Origin of the sequence: Actinomadura sp. NPDC048955 (assembly GCF_040649435.1) — a bacterium.
In the GTDB taxonomy this organism is placed as follows: Bacteria; Actinomycetota; Actinomycetes; order Streptosporangiales; family Streptosporangiaceae; genus Spirillospora; species Spirillospora luteofluorescens.
Genome location: NZ_JBEZJI010000007.1, coordinates 135,606 through 151,715, shown reverse-complemented (window position 1 = coordinate 151,715; position 16,110 = coordinate 135,606). Strand labels below are relative to the sequence as shown.

At 72.7% G+C, this 16,110-nt stretch carries 15 protein-coding genes; 5 read left to right on the top strand and 10 right to left on the bottom strand.

The window, feature by feature from the left end:
• Positions 1–51: 51 nt before the first annotated feature.
• Together AB0C84_RS10070 and AB0C84_RS10065 are read right to left on the bottom strand one after the other, a co-directional pair.
• Complete coding sequence (locus AB0C84_RS10070; RefSeq protein WP_179843091.1) at positions 52–630, bottom strand: TerD family protein; 579 nt, start codon at positions 628–630, stop codon at positions 52–54.
• 40 nt (positions 631–670) lie between these two features.
• A complete protein-coding gene (locus tag AB0C84_RS10065; RefSeq protein ID WP_179843092.1) occupies positions 671–1,246 on the bottom strand; it encodes a TerD family protein in 576 nt (191 codons plus the stop codon).
• Between the two features lie 220 nt (positions 1,247–1,466).
• Between AB0C84_RS10065 and AB0C84_RS10060 the strand changes: the two genes are divergently transcribed.
• Positions 1,467–2,717 (top strand): molecular chaperone DnaJ, encoded by a 1,251-nt coding sequence (locus AB0C84_RS10060; RefSeq protein ID WP_361063518.1) that lies wholly within the window; start codon positions 1,467–1,469, stop codon positions 2,715–2,717.
• Between the two features lie 11 nt (positions 2,718–2,728).
• Here the strand turns inward: AB0C84_RS10060 and efeB are convergent, their stop codons facing one another.
• The 6 genes from efeB to AB0C84_RS10030 all read right to left on the bottom strand — a co-directional run bounded on the left by efeB (position 2,729) and on the right by AB0C84_RS10030 (position 10,713).
• Positions 2,729–3,970 (bottom strand): iron uptake transporter deferrochelatase/peroxidase subunit, encoded by a 1,242-nt coding sequence (gene efeB, locus AB0C84_RS10055; RefSeq protein WP_361063515.1) that lies wholly within the window; start codon positions 3,968–3,970, stop codon positions 2,729–2,731.
• 25 nt (positions 3,971–3,995) lie between these two features.
• Positions 3,996–5,129: an iron uptake system protein EfeO gene (gene efeO / locus AB0C84_RS10050; RefSeq protein ID WP_361063512.1), complete on the bottom strand. Its 1,134-nt coding sequence runs from the start codon at positions 5,127–5,129 to the stop codon at positions 3,996–3,998.
• 124 nt (positions 5,130–5,253) lie between these two features.
• The gene (locus AB0C84_RS10045) at positions 5,254–5,718 is read right to left on the bottom strand and encodes a heavy metal-binding domain-containing protein (protein ID WP_179843096.1); all 465 of its coding nucleotides are present in this window, start codon (positions 5,716–5,718) and stop codon (positions 5,254–5,256) included.
• A gap of 163 nt (positions 5,719–5,881) precedes the next feature.
• On the bottom strand, positions 5,882–6,994 hold the full coding sequence (gene rpoD, locus AB0C84_RS10040; RefSeq protein ID WP_312879071.1) for an RNA polymerase sigma factor RpoD: 1,113 nt from the start codon (positions 6,992–6,994) through the stop codon (positions 5,882–5,884).
• A 105-nt stretch (positions 6,995–7,099) separates the two neighbouring features.
• A complete protein-coding gene (gene dnaG / locus AB0C84_RS10035; protein ID WP_361063508.1) occupies positions 7,100–9,055 on the bottom strand; it encodes a DNA primase in 1,956 nt (651 codons plus the stop codon).
• 113 nt (positions 9,056–9,168) lie between these two features.
• Entirely contained in the window at positions 9,169–10,713 is a 1,545-nt protein-coding gene (locus tag AB0C84_RS10030; RefSeq protein WP_179843099.1) for a M20/M25/M40 family metallo-hydrolase, read from the bottom strand.
• Between the two features lie 259 nt (positions 10,714–10,972).
• Here AB0C84_RS10030 and AB0C84_RS10025 point away from each other — a divergent pair, with 259 nt between their 5' ends.
• Positions 10,973–12,244, top strand: a complete 1,272-nt coding sequence (locus AB0C84_RS10025) for an ABC transporter ATP-binding protein (RefSeq protein WP_361063504.1) — start codon at positions 10,973–10,975, stop codon at positions 12,242–12,244.
• On the opposite strand, the gene AB0C84_RS10020 is transcribed toward AB0C84_RS10025, so the two are convergent.
• Positions 12,241–13,653 (bottom strand): PLP-dependent aminotransferase family protein, encoded by a 1,413-nt coding sequence (locus AB0C84_RS10020; protein WP_361063501.1) that lies wholly within the window; start codon positions 13,651–13,653, stop codon positions 12,241–12,243. The genes AB0C84_RS10025 and AB0C84_RS10020 overlap by 4 nt on opposite strands.
• Positions 13,654–13,735: 82 nt before the next feature.
• On the opposite strand from AB0C84_RS10020, the gene AB0C84_RS10015 reads away from it, so the two are divergent.
• Positions 13,736–14,344 (top strand): TIGR03086 family metal-binding protein, encoded by a 609-nt coding sequence (locus AB0C84_RS10015; RefSeq protein WP_361063498.1) that lies wholly within the window; start codon positions 13,736–13,738, stop codon positions 14,342–14,344.
• Positions 14,332–14,757 (top strand): hypothetical protein, encoded by a 426-nt coding sequence (locus AB0C84_RS10010; RefSeq protein WP_361063495.1) that lies wholly within the window; start codon positions 14,332–14,334, stop codon positions 14,755–14,757. The genes AB0C84_RS10015 and AB0C84_RS10010 overlap by 13 nt, the downstream gene beginning before the upstream one ends.
• Here AB0C84_RS10010 and AB0C84_RS10005 read toward each other — a convergent pair.
• The gene (locus tag AB0C84_RS10005) at positions 14,709–15,098 is read right to left on the bottom strand and encodes a MerR family transcriptional regulator (protein ID WP_179843104.1); all 390 of its coding nucleotides are present in this window, start codon (positions 15,096–15,098) and stop codon (positions 14,709–14,711) included. The two genes, AB0C84_RS10010 and AB0C84_RS10005, sit on opposite strands and share 49 nt — an antisense overlap.
• A 131-nt stretch (positions 15,099–15,229) precedes the next feature.
• Here AB0C84_RS10005 and AB0C84_RS10000 point away from each other — a divergent pair, with 131 nt between their 5' ends.
• Positions 15,230–16,099, top strand: coding sequence for an LLM class F420-dependent oxidoreductase (locus tag AB0C84_RS10000; RefSeq protein ID WP_361063491.1), 870 nt, complete (start codon positions 15,230–15,232; stop codon positions 16,097–16,099).
• The last annotated feature ends 11 nt before the right edge of the window (positions 16,100–16,110 follow it).

Sequence of the window (16,110 nt, the reverse complement as noted above, 5' to 3'; positions counted from 1 at the left end):
TGCTAGGAAGGGCGGCCGGGCGGAGCGGCCGGGATGCGGGGGAGCCGGCGGTCAGCCGACGTTGACGCCGAAGTCCATCGCGATGCCCGCCAGACCGGAGGCGTACCCCTGTCCGACGGCCCTGAACTTCCATTCGCCGCTGTGCCGGTAGAGCTCGCCGAACACCATGGCGGTCTCGGTGGAGGCGTCCTCGGTGAGGTCGAAGCGCGCGAGCTCGTTGCCGTCGTTCCGGTTGACGATCCGGATGAAGGCGTTGCGGACCTGCCCGAAGCTCTGCTGCCGGTTGTCGGCGTCGTAGATCGAGACCGGGAACACGATGCGGTCGCACTCGGCCGGCACCGCGGTGAGGTCGACGTTGATCGACTCGTCGTCGCCCTCGCCCTCGCCGGTCAGGTTGTCGCCGGTGTGCTCCACCGAGCCGTCAGGGCTGCGCAGGTTGTTGAAGAAGACGAAGTGCTGGTCCGACATGACCTTGCCGTGGCTCGCCAGCATCAGCGCGGAGGCGTCCAGGTCGAAGTCGGCGCCGGTGGTCGCGCGCACGTCCCAGCCGAGGCCGACGGTGACCGCGGTGAGGTTCGGCGCGGCCTTCGTCAGCGAGACGTTGCCGCCCTTGGCGAGTGAAACCCCCATGTGCGGGCTGCTCCCTTCCTGTCCAGACTGCTCGGACTGCTCAGATGTTGACGCCGAAGTCGGCGGCGATGCCGGCCAGGCCCGACGCGTACCCCTGGCCCACCGCCCTGAACTTCCATTCCGTCCCGTTGCGGTACAGCTCACCGAAGACCATGGCGGTCTCCATGGACGCGTCCTCGGTCAGGTCGTAGCGCGCCATCTCCGCCCCGTCGGCCTGGTTCAGCACCCGGATGAAGGCGTTGCGGACCTGCCCGAAGTTCTGCCCGCGGCTCTCGGCATCGTAGATCGACACGGCGAACGCGACCCGCTCGGCCGTGGCGGGCATCGCGCCGAAGTTGACCTTGAGCTGCTCGTCGTCGCCCTCGCCCGCGCCGGTGGTGTTGTCGCCGGTGTGCTCGACCGCGCCGTCCGGCGTGCGCAGATTGTTGAAGAAGACGAAGTGCTGGTCGGTAATGATCTTTCCGGAGGCGTCCAGGACCATCGCGGAGGCGTCGAGGTCGAAATCGGTCCCGGTCGTCGTGCGCAGGTCCCAGCCGAGACCGACGGTCACCGCGGACAGGCCGGGGGCCTGCTTGGTGAGCGAGACGTTGCCGCCTTTGCTCAGACTGACGGGCACGATGAGCCTCCAAGATCGCATGCCGGATCGGACGCCGATGGGGCGCCCAGCCTTATCGACGTTGCAGCGATGCTATCCGTTCCATCCTTTATGAAGGGATGGCGACAATCTTTGTGATTCGCTCGCCACCCGGCCGCCGTCACGTGCCCGGCCTCCTTCCCGCATGGACGAAACCCGGGCCGGTTGCGTCAGACTGGGGATCGGACGAAGGGAGGCTGCGTTGCGGGGACCGGGCGACCAGCGCCGCCGGGGCGGCCGCGGGGCACAGGCGGCGGCCGGGGCGGTCGAGGCGAGGGAGGCGGCCGCGGCGGCCTTCTACGACATGGACCAGGCGCAGAAGTACATCGACGGCCGCGTCACCGTGTTCGAGGACCTGGACGCCAGGGCGGCCGAGCCCGCCCGCCGGGAGTTCACCCGGCTCGCCGAGACCGCCGACGCCGCCTCCGTGGCCTACATCTCCGTCCTGGACGCCCACGACCTCGATGACCGGGAGCGGTCACCGGCCGAGTACGACGCCGCGCGGCGCGCGTTCGTCGCCTCCACCGAGCGGCTCCAGAAGATCACCGGGGACCTGAACGGCTTCGCCGAGCGCCTCGCCCCGCAGATGGCCCGGCTGGAGTCCGCCCTCGACCAGCTCCCGCCCCGCCTCACCGCCGCCCGCGACGCCGTGGCCGCCGCCGACGCCGCCGTGGCCGCGGCCAGGTCCGCCGGGATGGACGCCACCGACCCCGAGGAGGAGCTGGACCGCGCCAAACGGGTCCTCGCGCAGCTCGGCTCCCAGGGGCTCGGCGGGCTCGGCCTCGACGGCGCCATCCGCAAGGCCGACGAGGTCCGCGCCATCGCCGAGCGGGCCCGGGAGGCCGCCGCGGAGCTGCCGCGGCAGGCGCAGAAGGTCCGCGACTCGCTCTCCTCCGTCCGCACGCGGGCCGACGCCGTCGCGAACCGCGCGGGCCACGTCCAGGAGGCGATGCGGGTCCTCGTGCGCGGCTACTCGCAGGCGTGCTGGCAGGACCTCAAGGGCGCCCCCGAGTCGATCGAGGCGGCGGTCACCCGGGCCCGCGAGCGGCTGAACGAGGCGTCCGCGCACGCGGGCCGCGCCGAGTGGAAGCAGGCGCAGCGGGCGCTCACCGCCGCGCGCACCGAGCTGAACGCGGCCGACCGCCGCGCCGGGCAGGTCACCGGGCGCGCGGAGGAGCTGAAAGCGGTCGCCGAGGACCCGGCCAGGCCCGTCGAGAGCGTCCGGTTCGCGGTGCGCGACGCCCAGCGGCTCGCCGTGGCGCAGCCGGGCGGGGCCCCGCCCCAGCACGCCCGCGTGCTCGACTCCCTCGTCGAGCGGCTGGAGAGGGCGCCGCGGCGGCTCGCCGGCGCCCACCCCGACTACTGGGCCTACCTGCAGGAGCTGGAGTCCATCAGGACGGCCGCCGGCGACGTGGTGACGCGGATCCGCTCGGAGCGCGCCCAGCAGGGGTAGCCCGCGGCCCGTCAGGCGAAGAGCGTCTCGCCCCAGTAGCCGCCCTCGCGGACGCCGGGCGGGCACGCGAAGACGCCGGACCCGACGTGCTGGATGTACTCGTTCAGCGCGTCGGTGGCCAGCGAGTTCTGGACGCGGATGAAGCCCGTCCGCGGGTCGCGCTGGAAGGCGATGAAGAACAGGCCCGCGTCCAGCCGGCCGAGGCCGTCCGACCCGTCGGTGAACGAGTAGCCGCGCCGCAGGATGCGCGTCCCCTGGTTGGAGTCGGGGTGGGCGAGCCGCACGTGCGCGTCGGGCTTCATCTGGGCCAGGGCCGGCTTGTCGCGCTCCTTCTTCAGCCCGGCCGGCGCCCCCTCGCCCTTGTTCCGCCCGAAGACGTCCTCCTGCTCGCGCAGCGACGTGCGGTCCCAGGTCTCGATGTGCATCCGGATGCGGCGCGCGACGAGGTAGGAGCCGCCCGCCATCCAGCCGGCCCCGTCTCCCCCCGCCGCCCACACGTGGCGGTCGAGCAGGTCCCCCTGGGTTCCGGCGATGTTCTCGGTGCCGTCCTTGAACCCGAACAGGTTGCGCGGGGTCTGCGCGTCCGGCGTCGTCGAGGACGTCTTGCCGAAGCCGAGCTGGGACCAGCGGACCGCGGCCACGCCGAACCCGATGCGCGCCAGGTTCCGGATGGCGTGCACCGCGACCTGCGGGTCGTCCGCGCAGGCCTGCACGGCGATGTCGCCGCCGCTACGGGCCGGGTCGAGGTTGTCGCCGGGGAAGTGCGGCAGGTCGACGAGGGCCGCGGGGCGCCGCGCCCCGATGCCGAACCGGTCCTTGCCGCCCTTGTCGAACAGCGACGGGCCGAAGCCGATCGTCAGCGTGAGCCGGGACGGCGGCAGCCCGAGCGCCTCGCCGGTGTCGTCGGGCGGCGCGACCGCGGGGCCGCCGACCGCGCCCTCGCCGACCGGCCGGCCCGCGGTCATGGCGGCGGCCGCGGCCGTCCACTCCTTCAGCATCCGCACGAGCCGGTCACGGTCGCCGGTCGTCACGTCGAACGCCGCGAAGTGCAGCCGGTCCTGCACCGGGGTGGCGATGCCCGCCTGGTGCGCGCCGTGGAAGGCGATCGCGTCGCCCGCGTCGTCCTCCTCCGCGGAGGCGACCCGGTCGAGCCCGGCCCCGGCGGCGGCCCCGACGAGCAGGCTCGCGCCGGAGAACCCCAGCATCCGCCGCCGGGACATCCCCGGCCGCTCCTGCGTCCCTTCGCCCGTCATGCCGCCTCGGTTCCTCTCGTCAGGGTCACTTCGCGACGGCGGCGGCGAGCCTGGACAGGGGCTCGCCCAGCGCGTTCACCGCGTCGGCCAGCTCCTTGCGCTCGTCCTCGCCGACCTTGTCGTAGGAGACGTAGCCGTCGCCCTTCTCGTGCTTCTTCAGCAGCGTCTCGACACCCGCGAAGTTGTCGTCGAGGTCCTTCGCGAGCTGCGCGTCCCGCTCCTGGACGACCGGCTTGAGCAGGTCGTAGATCTTCTTGGCGCCGTCCACGTTGGCCTTGAAGTCGACGAGGTCGGTGTGGCTGAACGCCTCCTCCTCGCCGGTGACCTTGCCGGTGGCGACCTCGTCGAGAAGTTCCTTCGCGCCGCCCGCCATGTCGTTGACGGGGTCCAGCGTGAGGCCGGGCAGCCGCGACTTCAGCGTTCCCAGGTCGGCCAGCAGCTGGTCACCGTACTTCTCCTTGCCCTTGACGGAGCCGTCCTTCCAGAGGGCCTTCTCCAGCAGGTGCCAGCCGGACCAGTCCTTCTTCTCCTCCGGCTTGAGGTCGGCCTCGCGCGCGTCGACCTTGGGGTCGAGGTCGCCGAACTTCTCGGCGACGGGCTCGATCGTCTCCCAGCCGACGCGGGACGGCGCGTACAGCTCCTTGGCCTTCTCGACGTCGCCGTCCTTCACCGCGGCGACGAACTTCTCCGTCTTGGCGATCGTGTCGTCGGTCTGGACGATGACGAAGGCCTTGTAGTCGGCGGCGGCCTTGCTCAGGCGCGGGTCCGCGCCGCCGGCGGCGCCGCCGGTGACCGTGACGTCCTGGGACGGGCCCTTGCCGGTCTGCCCGGCGCTGCACAGCAGCTTGTACTTGCCGGCGGGCAGGTTCACGACGAAGTCGACGCTGGTGCCGGGGCCGATGTTCTCCCGCTCGGCGAGGATCTTGCCGTCCGGCTTGAGCACCTCGAACTCGTTGACCTTGGAGCCCTTGTTGGCGACCTTGAAGGTGGTCTTGCCCGCGGGGAGGTCGGTCTTGGCGACCTCGCAGGAGTCGTCGGTGGCCGTCACGGCGACGGCGCCCGCCGCTCCGGCCTCGTCCCCGTCACCGCCGCACGCCGCCAGAAGGGACATCGACACCGCGGCGGCGCCGGCGAGCGCGAGGACGGACACAGGACGCATCAGGGTCTCCAGGAGCGTGCAAATGGTTAGGCTTACCTAAATTAGCGAAAGCTAACCTCAGCACGTCAAGTGGGGCCCCGGACAGTGAGTCATCCCACGCCGTGCGGCCTCGGCACGGGGCGTCTCAGCGGGGGCGGTCGTGCAGGCCCATCGTGAGGTTGCGCGCGGCCATCGGCGGGCCGCCGGCCTGCGGGTCGCCGTACGGGGGCAGATGCCCCGGGTGCTGCGGCCGCTGCTGGTGCTGCGGCGCCTGCTCGCGCTGCTGGGCCGCCGGCTCCGCCCAGACGGCCGTCCCGTACGCGCACACCTCGACGCCGCCGCCCGTCACGGCGGTGTCGAACCTCATGCCCACCACCGTGTTCGCGCCCTTGCGCCGGGCCTCCTCGCCGAGCCGGTCCACCGCCTCGCGGCGCGCCGCGGCCAGGCCCGCGCCCGGCTGCTCCCCCGTCACCCGGAACGTCGCGCTGCTCCCGCCCTGCCCGGGCGCGTGGACGGCGCCCTGATCGGCTCGGACGGCCAGCCCGAGGACCTCTCCGAGCACGCTCCTGATCTCGTACCCCGCCACGCCATCAGTCGTCACGATCAGCATGGTCACCACGGTAGGACACGGTCCGGACGAAATGCGACGTAACGGCGGTAACGCGTATCTCTCCGCACCGCCGGCACCGCACCCTCCGCCACCCGCGGCGCTGCCCGTGACCGCCCTCCCGGCGGACGGCCGGGAGGGCGGCCCCGTCGTCAGGGCCCGCGCCTCAGTCCAGATACTCGCGGAGCATCTGGGCCCGGGACGGGTGGCGCAGCTTCGCCAGCGTCTTGGACTCGATCTGGCGGATCCGCTCCCTCGTCACGCCGAACTCGCGCCCCACCTCCTCCAGGGTGCGCGGGTGGCCGTCGACCAGGCCGAAGCGCAGCTGGATGATGCGCTGCTCCCGTTCCGACAGCGTGGCGAGGATGTCCTCCAGCTGGTCCTGCAGCAGGATGAACGCCGCGGCCTCCATCGGCACCACGGCGTCGGCGTCCTCGATGAAGTCGCCGAGGTCGGAGTCCTCCTCGCCGATCGGGGACTGCAGCGAGACCGGCTCCTGCGCGATGCGCTGGATCTCCACGACCCGGACGGGCGACAGGCCCATCTCCAGGCCGATCTCCTCGGGGCTCGGCTCCCGGCCGAGGTCCTGGTGCATCTGGCGCTGCACGCGGACCAGCTTGTTGATCGTCTCCACCATGTGCACCGGGATGCGGATCGTCCGGGCCTGGTCGGCGATCGCCCGGGTGATCGCCTGCCGGATCCACCAGGTGGCGTACGTCGAGAACTTGAACCCCTTGGTGTAGTCGAATTTCTCGACCGCGCGGATCAGTCCGAGATTTCCCTCCTGGATCAGGTCGAGGAACAGCATTCCCCTGCCGACGTAGCGTTTGGCGATCGAGACCACGAGCCGGAGATTGGCCTCGATCAGCCGTTGCTTCGCCCGCGCCCCCTCGCGGGAGAGCAGTTCGAGGTCGAGCAGTTCGCCGCGGGCGAGGACGGCGGTGCGCGCCATCTTCTCCTCGGCGAACAGTCCCGCCTCGATCGATTTCGCGAGTTCTACCTCATCTTCTGCCGTGAGCAGCGGTACGCGACCGATCTCTCTCAGGTAGATCCGAACCAGGTCGCTCGTCGGCGCCCGCTTGCCGAGGTCTCCCTCATCCGCTCGCGTGACGTCCTCGGTCTCCTGCTGAGACTCGAGGACCTCCACCCCCTGCTCTGCGAGCATCCGGACGACCCGCTCCAGCGAGTCGTCCGGCAAGTCCGAGCGATCGAGCGCGGCAGCGACGTCCTCGACGGTCACACCGCCGCGCTCTCTGCCGCGTGCGACGAGGTCCGCCACCTGATCAACCGATGGCGCCTCGCTTGGCAGCACCGAAGGGCCCACGCAGACAGTCTGCGTCAAATGGGGCCTAGATCACAGGACCCATTTTCCCGGAAGGGACGCCTATTGCGACCCAAGTCCTCGCTCCCGCAACACCCGTCTCTGCTGCTCAAGCGCGACAAGATCACCGAAGAGCCGGTTGTACTCCTCGGCCGCTTCGACCGGATTCAGCCGCCCGAGTTTAGATTTCACGTTCGCGATCATGCGTGTGAGCTGGCGCTCCTGGATTCTGGCCAGCAATTCCGCCGCATAACGGTCGTCCGATTCTTGGGCGGAGCGGACGGGTTCCACCCCGAGCTTGGTGAGCAGATCCCTGACCTGGTCGTTCGGCGCCCGCTCCAGCAGGAGCACGATCCACTCCGCGGTGTTCCCCGCCGCCGCGACGCCCCCCGCCTCGGTGATCACCGCCCGCACGGCCGCGTGCGGGGGCGCGATGAACGCCTCGACCGGGACCTCGTCGAACGCCGGGCCGAGCAGCGCCGGGCGCTGGACCGCCATCTTCAGCAGCTCGCGCTCGCGCTGGACCTCGGGATCGCCGGGGTCGAACGCGGGGCGCGACGGCGCCTGGGGCTCCGCGGCGCCGCCCCGCCCGTTCTCCCCGGCGGGGCCCGCCCGGCCGTAGCCGTTCTGGAAGCGCCCGTTCCCGTTCTGGCCGCGGCCGTTTCCCGCCTGCGCGCGGCCGTGCGCCCGGTTGGCCAGTTCGCGGACGCGGCGCAGCACGAACTGCTCGTCCATGATGCCGAGCCAGCGGTCGAGGTTGACCGCGTACATGTGGCGGCGGGAGCGGTCCTTGATGGCCGCGACGACCGGGGCGGCCGCGTCCAGCGCGCCGAGCCGGCCCTCGACCGTGTCGAGGTCGTGCTGCTCGATCGCGCTGCGCACCGCGAACTCGAACAGCGGCAGCCGGGACGCCACGAGGTCGCGCACCGCCGCGTCGCCGTGCCGGATGCGCAGGTCGCACGGGTCGAGGCCGTCCGGCTGGACGGCCACGAACGTCTGGGACACGAACTTCTGCTCGTCGTCGAAGGCGCGCAGCGCCGCCTTGCGCCCGGCCGCGTCGCCGTCGAAGGTGAAGATCACCTCGCCGCGGAACTCGTCCTGGTCCATCAGCAGGCGGCGCAGCACCTTGATGTGCTCGTCGCCGAACGCCGTGCCGCAGGTGGCGATGGCCGTCGGGACGCCCGCCAGGTGGCAGGCCATCACATCGGTGTAGCCCTCGACCACCACGGCCTGCCGCCGCCGGGCGATCTCCTTCTTGGCGAGGTCGGCGCCGTACAGCACCGAGCTCTTGTGGAAGAGCGGCGACTCGGGGGTGTTGAGGTACTTGGGGCCGTCGTCGTCCTCGAAGAGGCGGCGCGCGCCGAACCCGATGACGTCGCCGGACAGGTCGCGGATCGGCCACATCAGCCGGCCGCGGAACCGGTCCATCGGGCCGCGCCGCCCCTCCTTGGCCAGCCCCCCGGCGACGATGTCGCGGTCGGCGAAGCCGCGCCCGCGCAGATGCCTGACGAGGCCCTCCCACTCGCGGGGGGCGAACCCGACGCCGAAGCGCTCGGCGTCGGCGGCCTCGAAGCCGCGCTCGGACAGGAACGTGCGGCCGGGCGCGCCGGCGGCGGAGTTCAGCTGCTCGGCGTAGTACTCGGCGGCCGCCCGGTGCGCCTCGATCAGCCGGGCGCGCTGACCGCCGTCCTGCCGGGGGCCCCGCCCGCCGCCCTCCTCGTAGCGCAGCTGGATCCCGGCCTGGACGGCGAGCCGCTCCACCGACTCGGTGAAGGTGAGGTGCTCGATCTCCTGGACGAACTTGATGACGTCGCCGCCCGCCTCGCAGCCGAAGCAGAAGTACAGCCCGCGCGAGGGCGTCACGTTGAACGACGGGGACTTCTCATCATGGAACGGGCACAGGCCCTTGAGATTGCCGCCGCCCGCGCTGCGCAGCTGCAGGTACTCGCCGATCACGTCGGCGATGGACGAGCGCTCCCGTACGAGCGCGATGTCCTCATTGCGAATCCGGCCTGCCACGACCAAGGAGTCTACGGCGGGCCCGTGACATCGGGGGCATCGCACCGCGACGGGCATGGGTGCGCCCCCGTCCCCCGGGCGGGCGACCCGCGGGGGGACGGGGGCGCCGCAGGTCAGCCCACCCGGAAGCGGCCGAAGAGCCGGTACATGAACTCCGTGCCCTGCTTGAGGGCCTCGACGGCGATGCGCTCGTCGTTGCCGTGCATCGCGATCAGCTGGTCGTTGTCGACGACGTAGGGGTAGACGCCGTAACCGGGGACGCCCTTGGAGGTCCAGGGCGACAGGCTCGTCCCGGCCTCGAACAGGGCGGGCGCGAAGACCGCGTCCGGGTAGGTCCTGGCGGCGGCGTCGCCGATGGCCTCGAACAGCGGCGAGTCCAGGCTCGACGGCGGCTTGGCCCAGGTCTCGTCCAGCCGCTTGAGGGCGTCCTCCTCCGACTCCCCCGGGTTGCCCGCGAGCGTGACGGTCACGTCGCGGTCGGCGAGGCGCCGCCGGATGGCGGCCAGGAAGTCGCGCGGCCGCTGGCCGCCGGGGACGCCGCGGCAGTTGAGGCGCAGCGTGGCCTTGGACGGGATGACGTTCTCCTTGTACCCCGCGTCCTCGATCACGAAGGCGTGCGTCGTGCGGAGGAGGGCCTGGTGCAGCCACGGGTAGGAGCTGCGCTTGACGACGAGCGCGGCGGCCCGCTCGCGGGCCTGCTGGGACCGGGCGGACAGCAGCAGCCGCAGCGCCCGTTCGAGCGGGCGGTCGTCGGTGGCCTTGGCCAGCGCGCCGAAGTACTCCCGGGTGACGGGGGTGAGCGCGACCGGCGCGAGCCAGGTGTCGATGTCGGTGACGGCGCGGGAGAGCCTGGCGATGGCCGAGTCGGGGTTGGGCTTGGAGGAGTGGGTGGCGGTGCCGCCGGCGGCGAGGTCGAGGTTGAAGTAGACCTTGTCCTGGCGGGTCACCGTGATGAGCATCGGCGTCCGCCGGTCCTTCTGGGCGAGGAACCAGCCGCCCTCGGTGAGCACCATGCCCGCGTTGATCTTGTCCCAGTGGTGCTCGGCCAGCCAGTGGGAGCCGTACTGCCCGGCCTCCTCGTCGCAGTCGGTGAGGACGATGATGTCGCGGTCGAACCGCCCGCCCTCCTTGACGTGCCGGAGCAGGGCGCTGATGTTCGCGGAGTTGGCGCCCTTCATGTCCAGGGCGCCGCGGCCGTAGACCTCGCCGTTGCGAACGGTTCCGGCGAACGGGTCGACCGACCATTTGTCACGTTCCACCGGAACGACATCGGAATGTCCGAGCAGGAGCAGCGGCGGCGCCGCGGTGGTCCCCTCGATCCGGGCGATGAGGTGGACGTTGTCCTTCTTCGGCGTGGGGATGATCTGGGCGGGGACCCCCGCCGAGTCCCAGACGCCCTTGAGCATCTCGGCGTAGGGCCGGGTGACGCCGCCCTCCCCGAAGTTCTGGGTGTCGAACGAGATCATCTTCTGCAGCAGGGCGAGCGGGTCGAGATCGGCGGGCGCGGGCCCGCGGGCGGGGCCGGCGAGGGCGGACCGGCCGGCGGGCGCGGCGGCGGCGGTGCCGCCCGCGAGCACGCCGCCCGCGAGCAGGACGGCGCCCGCGCCGGTGCGGTGCAGGAAGGCGCGGCGGCTGACGGGGGGTGGGGAGTCGGGCATGGGAGCTCCTCCTTCGAACCCGGACGGGTTTCGTGATCAAAGGTGACACGGCGGCCCGCCGATCTCCAGGGTGCGGGCGCCGTCCCGGCACGCGACGGGCGGTTCGAAGCCAGGAAGATCACGCGGTGTCGGAATATACGATCCGATGGCCGGACTCGGCCGGGTTAACGGCGGGTAACCCTGGTTTTACTCTGGACAACTGGGACCGCACCGCGATGAGATGTCCCACCGTAGATTTGCCCACCCCCAGGCGGACTCGATGACGGATGTTGTGCTGGACGGCGTCGACAAGGTGTATCCCGGCGGGCAGGTCGCCGTCCGCGACGTCCGCCTGCGCATCAACGACGGGGAACTGTTCGTCCTGCTCGGACCGTCCGGCTGCGGCAAGTCGACCATCCTGCGCATGATCGCCGGGCTGGAGGAGATCACCGGCGGGGACCTGTGGCTGAACGGCACCGTGGCCAACGACCTGCCGCCCCGCGACCGGAACGTGGCGATGGTGTTCCAGGAGGGCGCGCTCTACCCGCACCGCACGGTCAAGGGCAACATGATGTTCCCGCTGGAGGTGTCCGGGGACGACCGCGCCGAGGCGTCCGCGAAGGTCGTCGAGCTGGCGCGCGCGCTCGGCATCAACACGATGATCGACCGGCTGCCGCGCACGCTGTCGGGGGGCCAGCGGCAGCGGGCCGCGATCGGGCGGGCGCTGATCCGCGAGCCGTCGCTGTTCCTGATGGACGAGCCGCTGTCGAGCCTGGACGCGGGGCTGCGCACGGAGCTGCGCGTCGAGATCGCCGCGCTGGTCCGCTCCAGCCGCACCACCACCGTCTACGTCACGCACGACCAGGTCGAGGCCATGACGATGGCCGACCGGATGGCCGTGCTGCGCGACGGCGTCCTGGAGGACGTCGGCACCCCCGAGCAGATCTACGAGGACCCGGCGACCGTGTTCACGGCCGCGTTCCTCAGCTCCCCGCCGATCAACCTGCTGCAGGCCACCCTGTGGGCCGTCGAGGGCCAGGGGCTGATGTTCGACCTCGGGCCGCAGCGGCTCACCCTGCCCTGGGGCGACAAGCGGGCGTCCGCGCTGATCAGCCACCACGGCCTGCCCGTGATCGTGGGGATCCGCCCCGACACGGTGATGCCGATCGCCCCGGGCTCGCCCGCCCCGTCCGGGACCGTCCTGTCCGGCCAGGTCCGCGCCCTGGAGTTCCACGGGCACGAGTGGCTCGCCTACGCCGAGGCCGGCATCCCCACGGTGGACGCGAACGAGGTCGGGCGCCCCGAGCGGCCGCAGGTCCCCGCGGCGGCGCGGCCGGGGCTGCGCGACCGGGTGCGGGCGATGTTCGGGCGGCCGGCCGAGGAGGAGCCGGTCGAGGAGCACGCGGGCCACCACCGGCGGTCCGACCTCGTCTTCCGCATCGCGCCCGGCGGGCGGCCCGACCGGGGCGACCGCGTCGCGCTGGCGGTCGACATGGACCGGGTCCTGTTCTTCGGCGCGGACGGCCGGCGCATCACGCCCGTCCACCGCTAGCCGCGCAGCACCCCGGCGAGCCGGCGCATCCCCTCGTCGATCTCCGGCGGCGTCACGGCGCCGTACCCGAAGACCAGGCCCGCACCGGGCGGCCCGGTCACCGCGAACTCCGACAGCGCGAACAGCCCGACGCCCGCCCCGAGCGCCCTCGCGGCGACGGCGGCGTCGTCCGCGCCGTCCCGGAACACCGCGCTCAGGTGCAGCCCCGCCTCGGACGGGACGAGGTCGAGCCGGTCCCCCGGCAGCCCGGCGACCCGTTCGGCGACGCGCTCGTGCCGCGCCCGGTACTCGCGGCGCGACCTGCGGATGTGCCGGGCGAGCAGGCCCTCGTCGATGAACCGGGCGAGCGCCGCCTGCGCGGGCAGCTCGGCGTGCCAGGACGAGACGTAGCGCGCCATCCGGAACGCGTGGTGCAGCGACGGCGGCGCCACCAGGAACCCCAGCCGCAGCACCGGCCGCATGATCTTGGAGAAGGTGCCGGTGTACAGGACGCGGCCGTCCTCGTCGAGGCTCTGCAGCGGCTCGACGGGCCGCCCGCCGTACCGGTACTCGGTGTCGTAGTCGTCCTCGACGATCACCACGTCCCGCCGCCGCGCCCAGTCGAGCAGCGCCCTGCGGCGCGGCAGCGACATCGGCATGCCCAGCGGGAACTGGTGCGAGGGGGTGACGTAGACGGCCCGCGCCTCGCCGGGCAGCGCGTCCACCCGCAGCCCCTCGGCGTCGACCGGCACGCCGCGCACCCGCATCCCCGCCGCGGCGAGGAGCATCCGCACGGGCGGGTACCCGGGGTCCTCCACGGCGACCACGTCGCCCGGTTCGAGGAGCACCCTGACGATCAGGTCGAGGGCCTGCTGGACCCCGGAGGTGACGACGATGTCGGCGCCGCTCGCCCGCACCGACCGCGAGACGCCCACGTGGCGGGCGACGGCCTCGCGCAGCGCGGGCAGCCCGGCCGGGTCGGCCGCCGAGGCGGGATCGGCCAGCCCCGACGGCCGCAGCAGCCCCGACATGATCCGCCGCCAGGCCTCGTACGGGAACAGCCGCACGTCGGGCAGCCCGGCACGGAAGTCCCACCGGATCCCGGGCATCGGCGCAGGCCAGGCGGACGCCCCCTCCCACACGGCCCGCGGCCGCAGCGGCGAGACGGCGGGCGCGCCGCGCGCCGCGGACCCGGTCTCCCGGACGAACGTCCCCGCGCCCACCCGGCTCGTCAGGAACCCCTCGGCCGCGAGCCGGTCGTAGGCGACGCCGACGGTGTTGCGGGAGATCGCCAGGCGCCGCGCCAGCTCCCGCGTCGGCGGCAGCGCCTCCCCCGCGCGCAGCCGGCCGTCCAGGATCGCGGCGCGCAGCTGGGCGTAGATCTGCCCGGCGAGGTCGCGCCGCCCCACCAGGCTCACGTGGAGGTCCACGGCGCCGACCCTAAATCGGCTCAGTCATTCTGCGCAATTTTGGACCTGTACCTGGGCCTCTGGGAGTCCCTAGCGTGGCCGCATGGACCCGCTGAACGAACTGCTCACGACCGATTTCCGGCCACTCGACCGGGAGGCGGCCGATCTCTACCTGTCCGTCGTCGCGCAGGTGAAGCCGGACGCGCTGCGCCTGCCGACCCCGTGCCCCGACTGGACGCTGCACGGCCTGCTGCGCCACCAGGTGAGCCAGGACGAGGGCTTCGCGGCCGCCGCCAGGGGCGAGGGCGCGCGGCTGTCCGCCTGGCGCGGCGGCGACCTCGGCGAGGACCCCCTCGCCGCCGCGCGGGCCTCGGCCGGACTCGTGACCGAGGCCTTCGCCGGGGCGGCCCTGGACGCCCGGTTCGACCTGCCCGAGATCCGCGACGGCGGCGCCTTCCCCGCCGCGCTGGCGATCAGCTTCCACTTCGTCGACCTGGTCGTGCACGCCTGGGACGTCGCCGCCGCGATCGGCGCCGCCTGGGAACCCGGCGCCGAACTCGTGGAGGCCTCCCTCAAGGTCGCCGCCATCGTCCCCGAGGAGGGCCGGGGCCCCGGCGACTCGTTCGCCCCGTCCGTCCCCTCCGCGGACGGCGCGGAGCCGCGGGACCGCCTGCTCGCCCTCCTCGGACGGGACCCCGCATGGCGCTCCTGAGGACCGCGTGGCGCGGCGGGCCGGTCCGGGCGACGGGCCCGGTCCTCGTCAGCGTCACCGATTTCACCTGCGCGCACGCGCTCGACCTGCCGAGGGCCTTCCACGCGGGCATGGCGCTGCGCCGGTCGTGGCCGGACCTGGAGGGCGCCGTCGGCCTGTGGCTGTGGACCGACCTCCGCCGCCGCAGGTGCGGCTCCGTCTCGGTCTGGACCGGCGACGCCGCGCTGCGCGGCTTCGTGGCCTGGCCGCCGCACGTCGCCGTCATGCGCAGGTTCCGGCGGCGCGGGACGATCCGCGCCGACACCTGGTGGGCCGACGCGTTCGAGCCGGCGGAGACGTGGGCGCGCGCGGAGCGCGTCCTCGCTCAGGCGGGGGCGGGGGCGGCCTCGCAGGTCACCGACACCTCCCGGTAGAAGCCGATCTTCACCTTGATCTGCCGCTGCTGCGCGCGCAGGGTGGCGATCTGCTCCTCGACCCGGCGGTCGTGCTCCTGCAGCAGGTCGAGCCGTTCCTGGACGGTCTCGCCGCCGCCGCGGGCCAGTTCGGAGTAGCGCAGCATCTCGGCTATCGGCATCCCGGTGCCGCGCAGGCAGCGCAGCATCCCGAGCCACTGCAGGTCGTCGTCGGAGAACACGCGCCGCCCCGACGCGTTCCGCGCGATCCCGGACAGCAGCCCGATCTTCTCGTAGTAGCGCAGGGTGTCGATGCTGAAACCGCTCTTCTCGGCGGTCTCGGCGGGAGAGTAGGAGCTCACGCACTCCAGGATCGCACCTGGAGTGCACTCCAGGTCAATGTCCGGCCGGAGCGGCGGCTTGACCTGGAGCGCGCTCCAGGTCGCAGAGTGGGAAGGAGAGAAGCACACCACGAAGCACGCGAAGGACTGCCATGCGCATTGGACTCCAGGTTCCGAGCTTCACCTTTCCCGGAGGGCCGGAGCAGATCGGCCCCGCGTTCGCCCGCGTCGCCCGGGAGGCCGACCAGGGCGGGCTGCACTCGCTGTGGGTGATGGACCACTTCTTCCAGATCGGCATGGTCGGCCCGCCGCAGGACCCCATGCTGGAGGGCTACTCGGCGCTCGCGTACGCCGCGGCGCTGACGGAGCGGATCACCCTCGGGACGATGGTCACCGGCGTCACCTACCGGCACCCCGGCGTCCTGGTCAAGACGGTGACCACGCTGGACGTCCTGTCGGGCGGGCGCGCGTGGCTCGGCATCGGCGCGGCCTGGAACGACGAGGAGTCGCGCGGCCTCGGCGTCCCGTTCCCGCCGACCGCGGAACGGTTCGAGCGGCTGGAGGAGACGCTGCGGATCGCCCACCGGATGTGGGACGGCGACGAGACGCCGTTCGAGGGCGCCCACTACACGCTGGAGCGCCCGCTCAACTCGCCGCCCGCGCTGCGGCGCCCCCACCCGCCGATCCTCGTCGGCGGGGGCGGGGAGAAGAAGACGCTGCGGTTCGTGGCGAAGTACGCCGACGCCTGCAACCTCTTCGACGGCGACGAACTGCCCCGCAAGCTGGAGGTCCTGAAGGAGCACTGCGAGCGGGAGGGCCGCGACTACTCCGAGATCGAGAAGACGTCGCTGACCTTCTTCACCGGCACGCCCTCGGTCGGCGCCGCCGTCGACACCATCGGCCGGCTCGCCGAGCGCGGCATCGACCAGGTGATCTTCTCGCAGGGCACCGGCCAGGACCTCGCCGGCCTCCTCACCGAGGCGCTGGCCCAGACCGAGAAGATCGTCCCGGCGGGCCGGTGAGCCCCCTCCCG

Bases quoted from the DNA above. Each gene is read 5' to 3' on its own strand.
- AB0C84_RS10010 (WP_361063495.1), top strand. From the start codon at position 14,332: ATGGCGCTCCTGAGGACCGCGTGGCGCGGCGGGCCGGTCCGGGCGACG.
- AB0C84_RS10070 (WP_179843091.1), bottom strand. From the start codon at position 630: ATGGGGGTTTCACTCGCCAAGGGCGGCAACGTCTCGCTGACGAAGGCC.
- AB0C84_RS10015 (WP_361063498.1), top strand. From the start codon at position 13,736: ATGGACCCGCTGAACGAACTGCTCACGACCGATTTCCGGCCACTCGAC.
- AB0C84_RS10000 (WP_361063491.1), top strand. From the start codon at position 15,230: ATGCGCATTGGACTCCAGGTTCCGAGCTTCACCTTTCCCGGAGGGCCG.
- efeO (WP_361063512.1), bottom strand. From the start codon at position 5,129: ATGCGTCCTGTGTCCGTCCTCGCGCTCGCCGGCGCCGCCGCGGTGTCG.
- AB0C84_RS10025 (WP_361063504.1), top strand. From the start codon at position 10,973: ATGACGGATGTTGTGCTGGACGGCGTCGACAAGGTGTATCCCGGCGGG.
- efeB (WP_361063515.1), bottom strand. From the start codon at position 3,970: ATGACGGGCGAAGGGACGCAGGAGCGGCCGGGGATGTCCCGGCGGCGG.
- AB0C84_RS10045 (WP_179843096.1), bottom strand. From the start codon at position 5,718: ATGCTGATCGTGACGACTGATGGCGTGGCGGGGTACGAGATCAGGAGC.
- AB0C84_RS10030 (WP_179843099.1), bottom strand. From the start codon at position 10,713: ATGCCCGACTCCCCACCCCCCGTCAGCCGCCGCGCCTTCCTGCACCGC.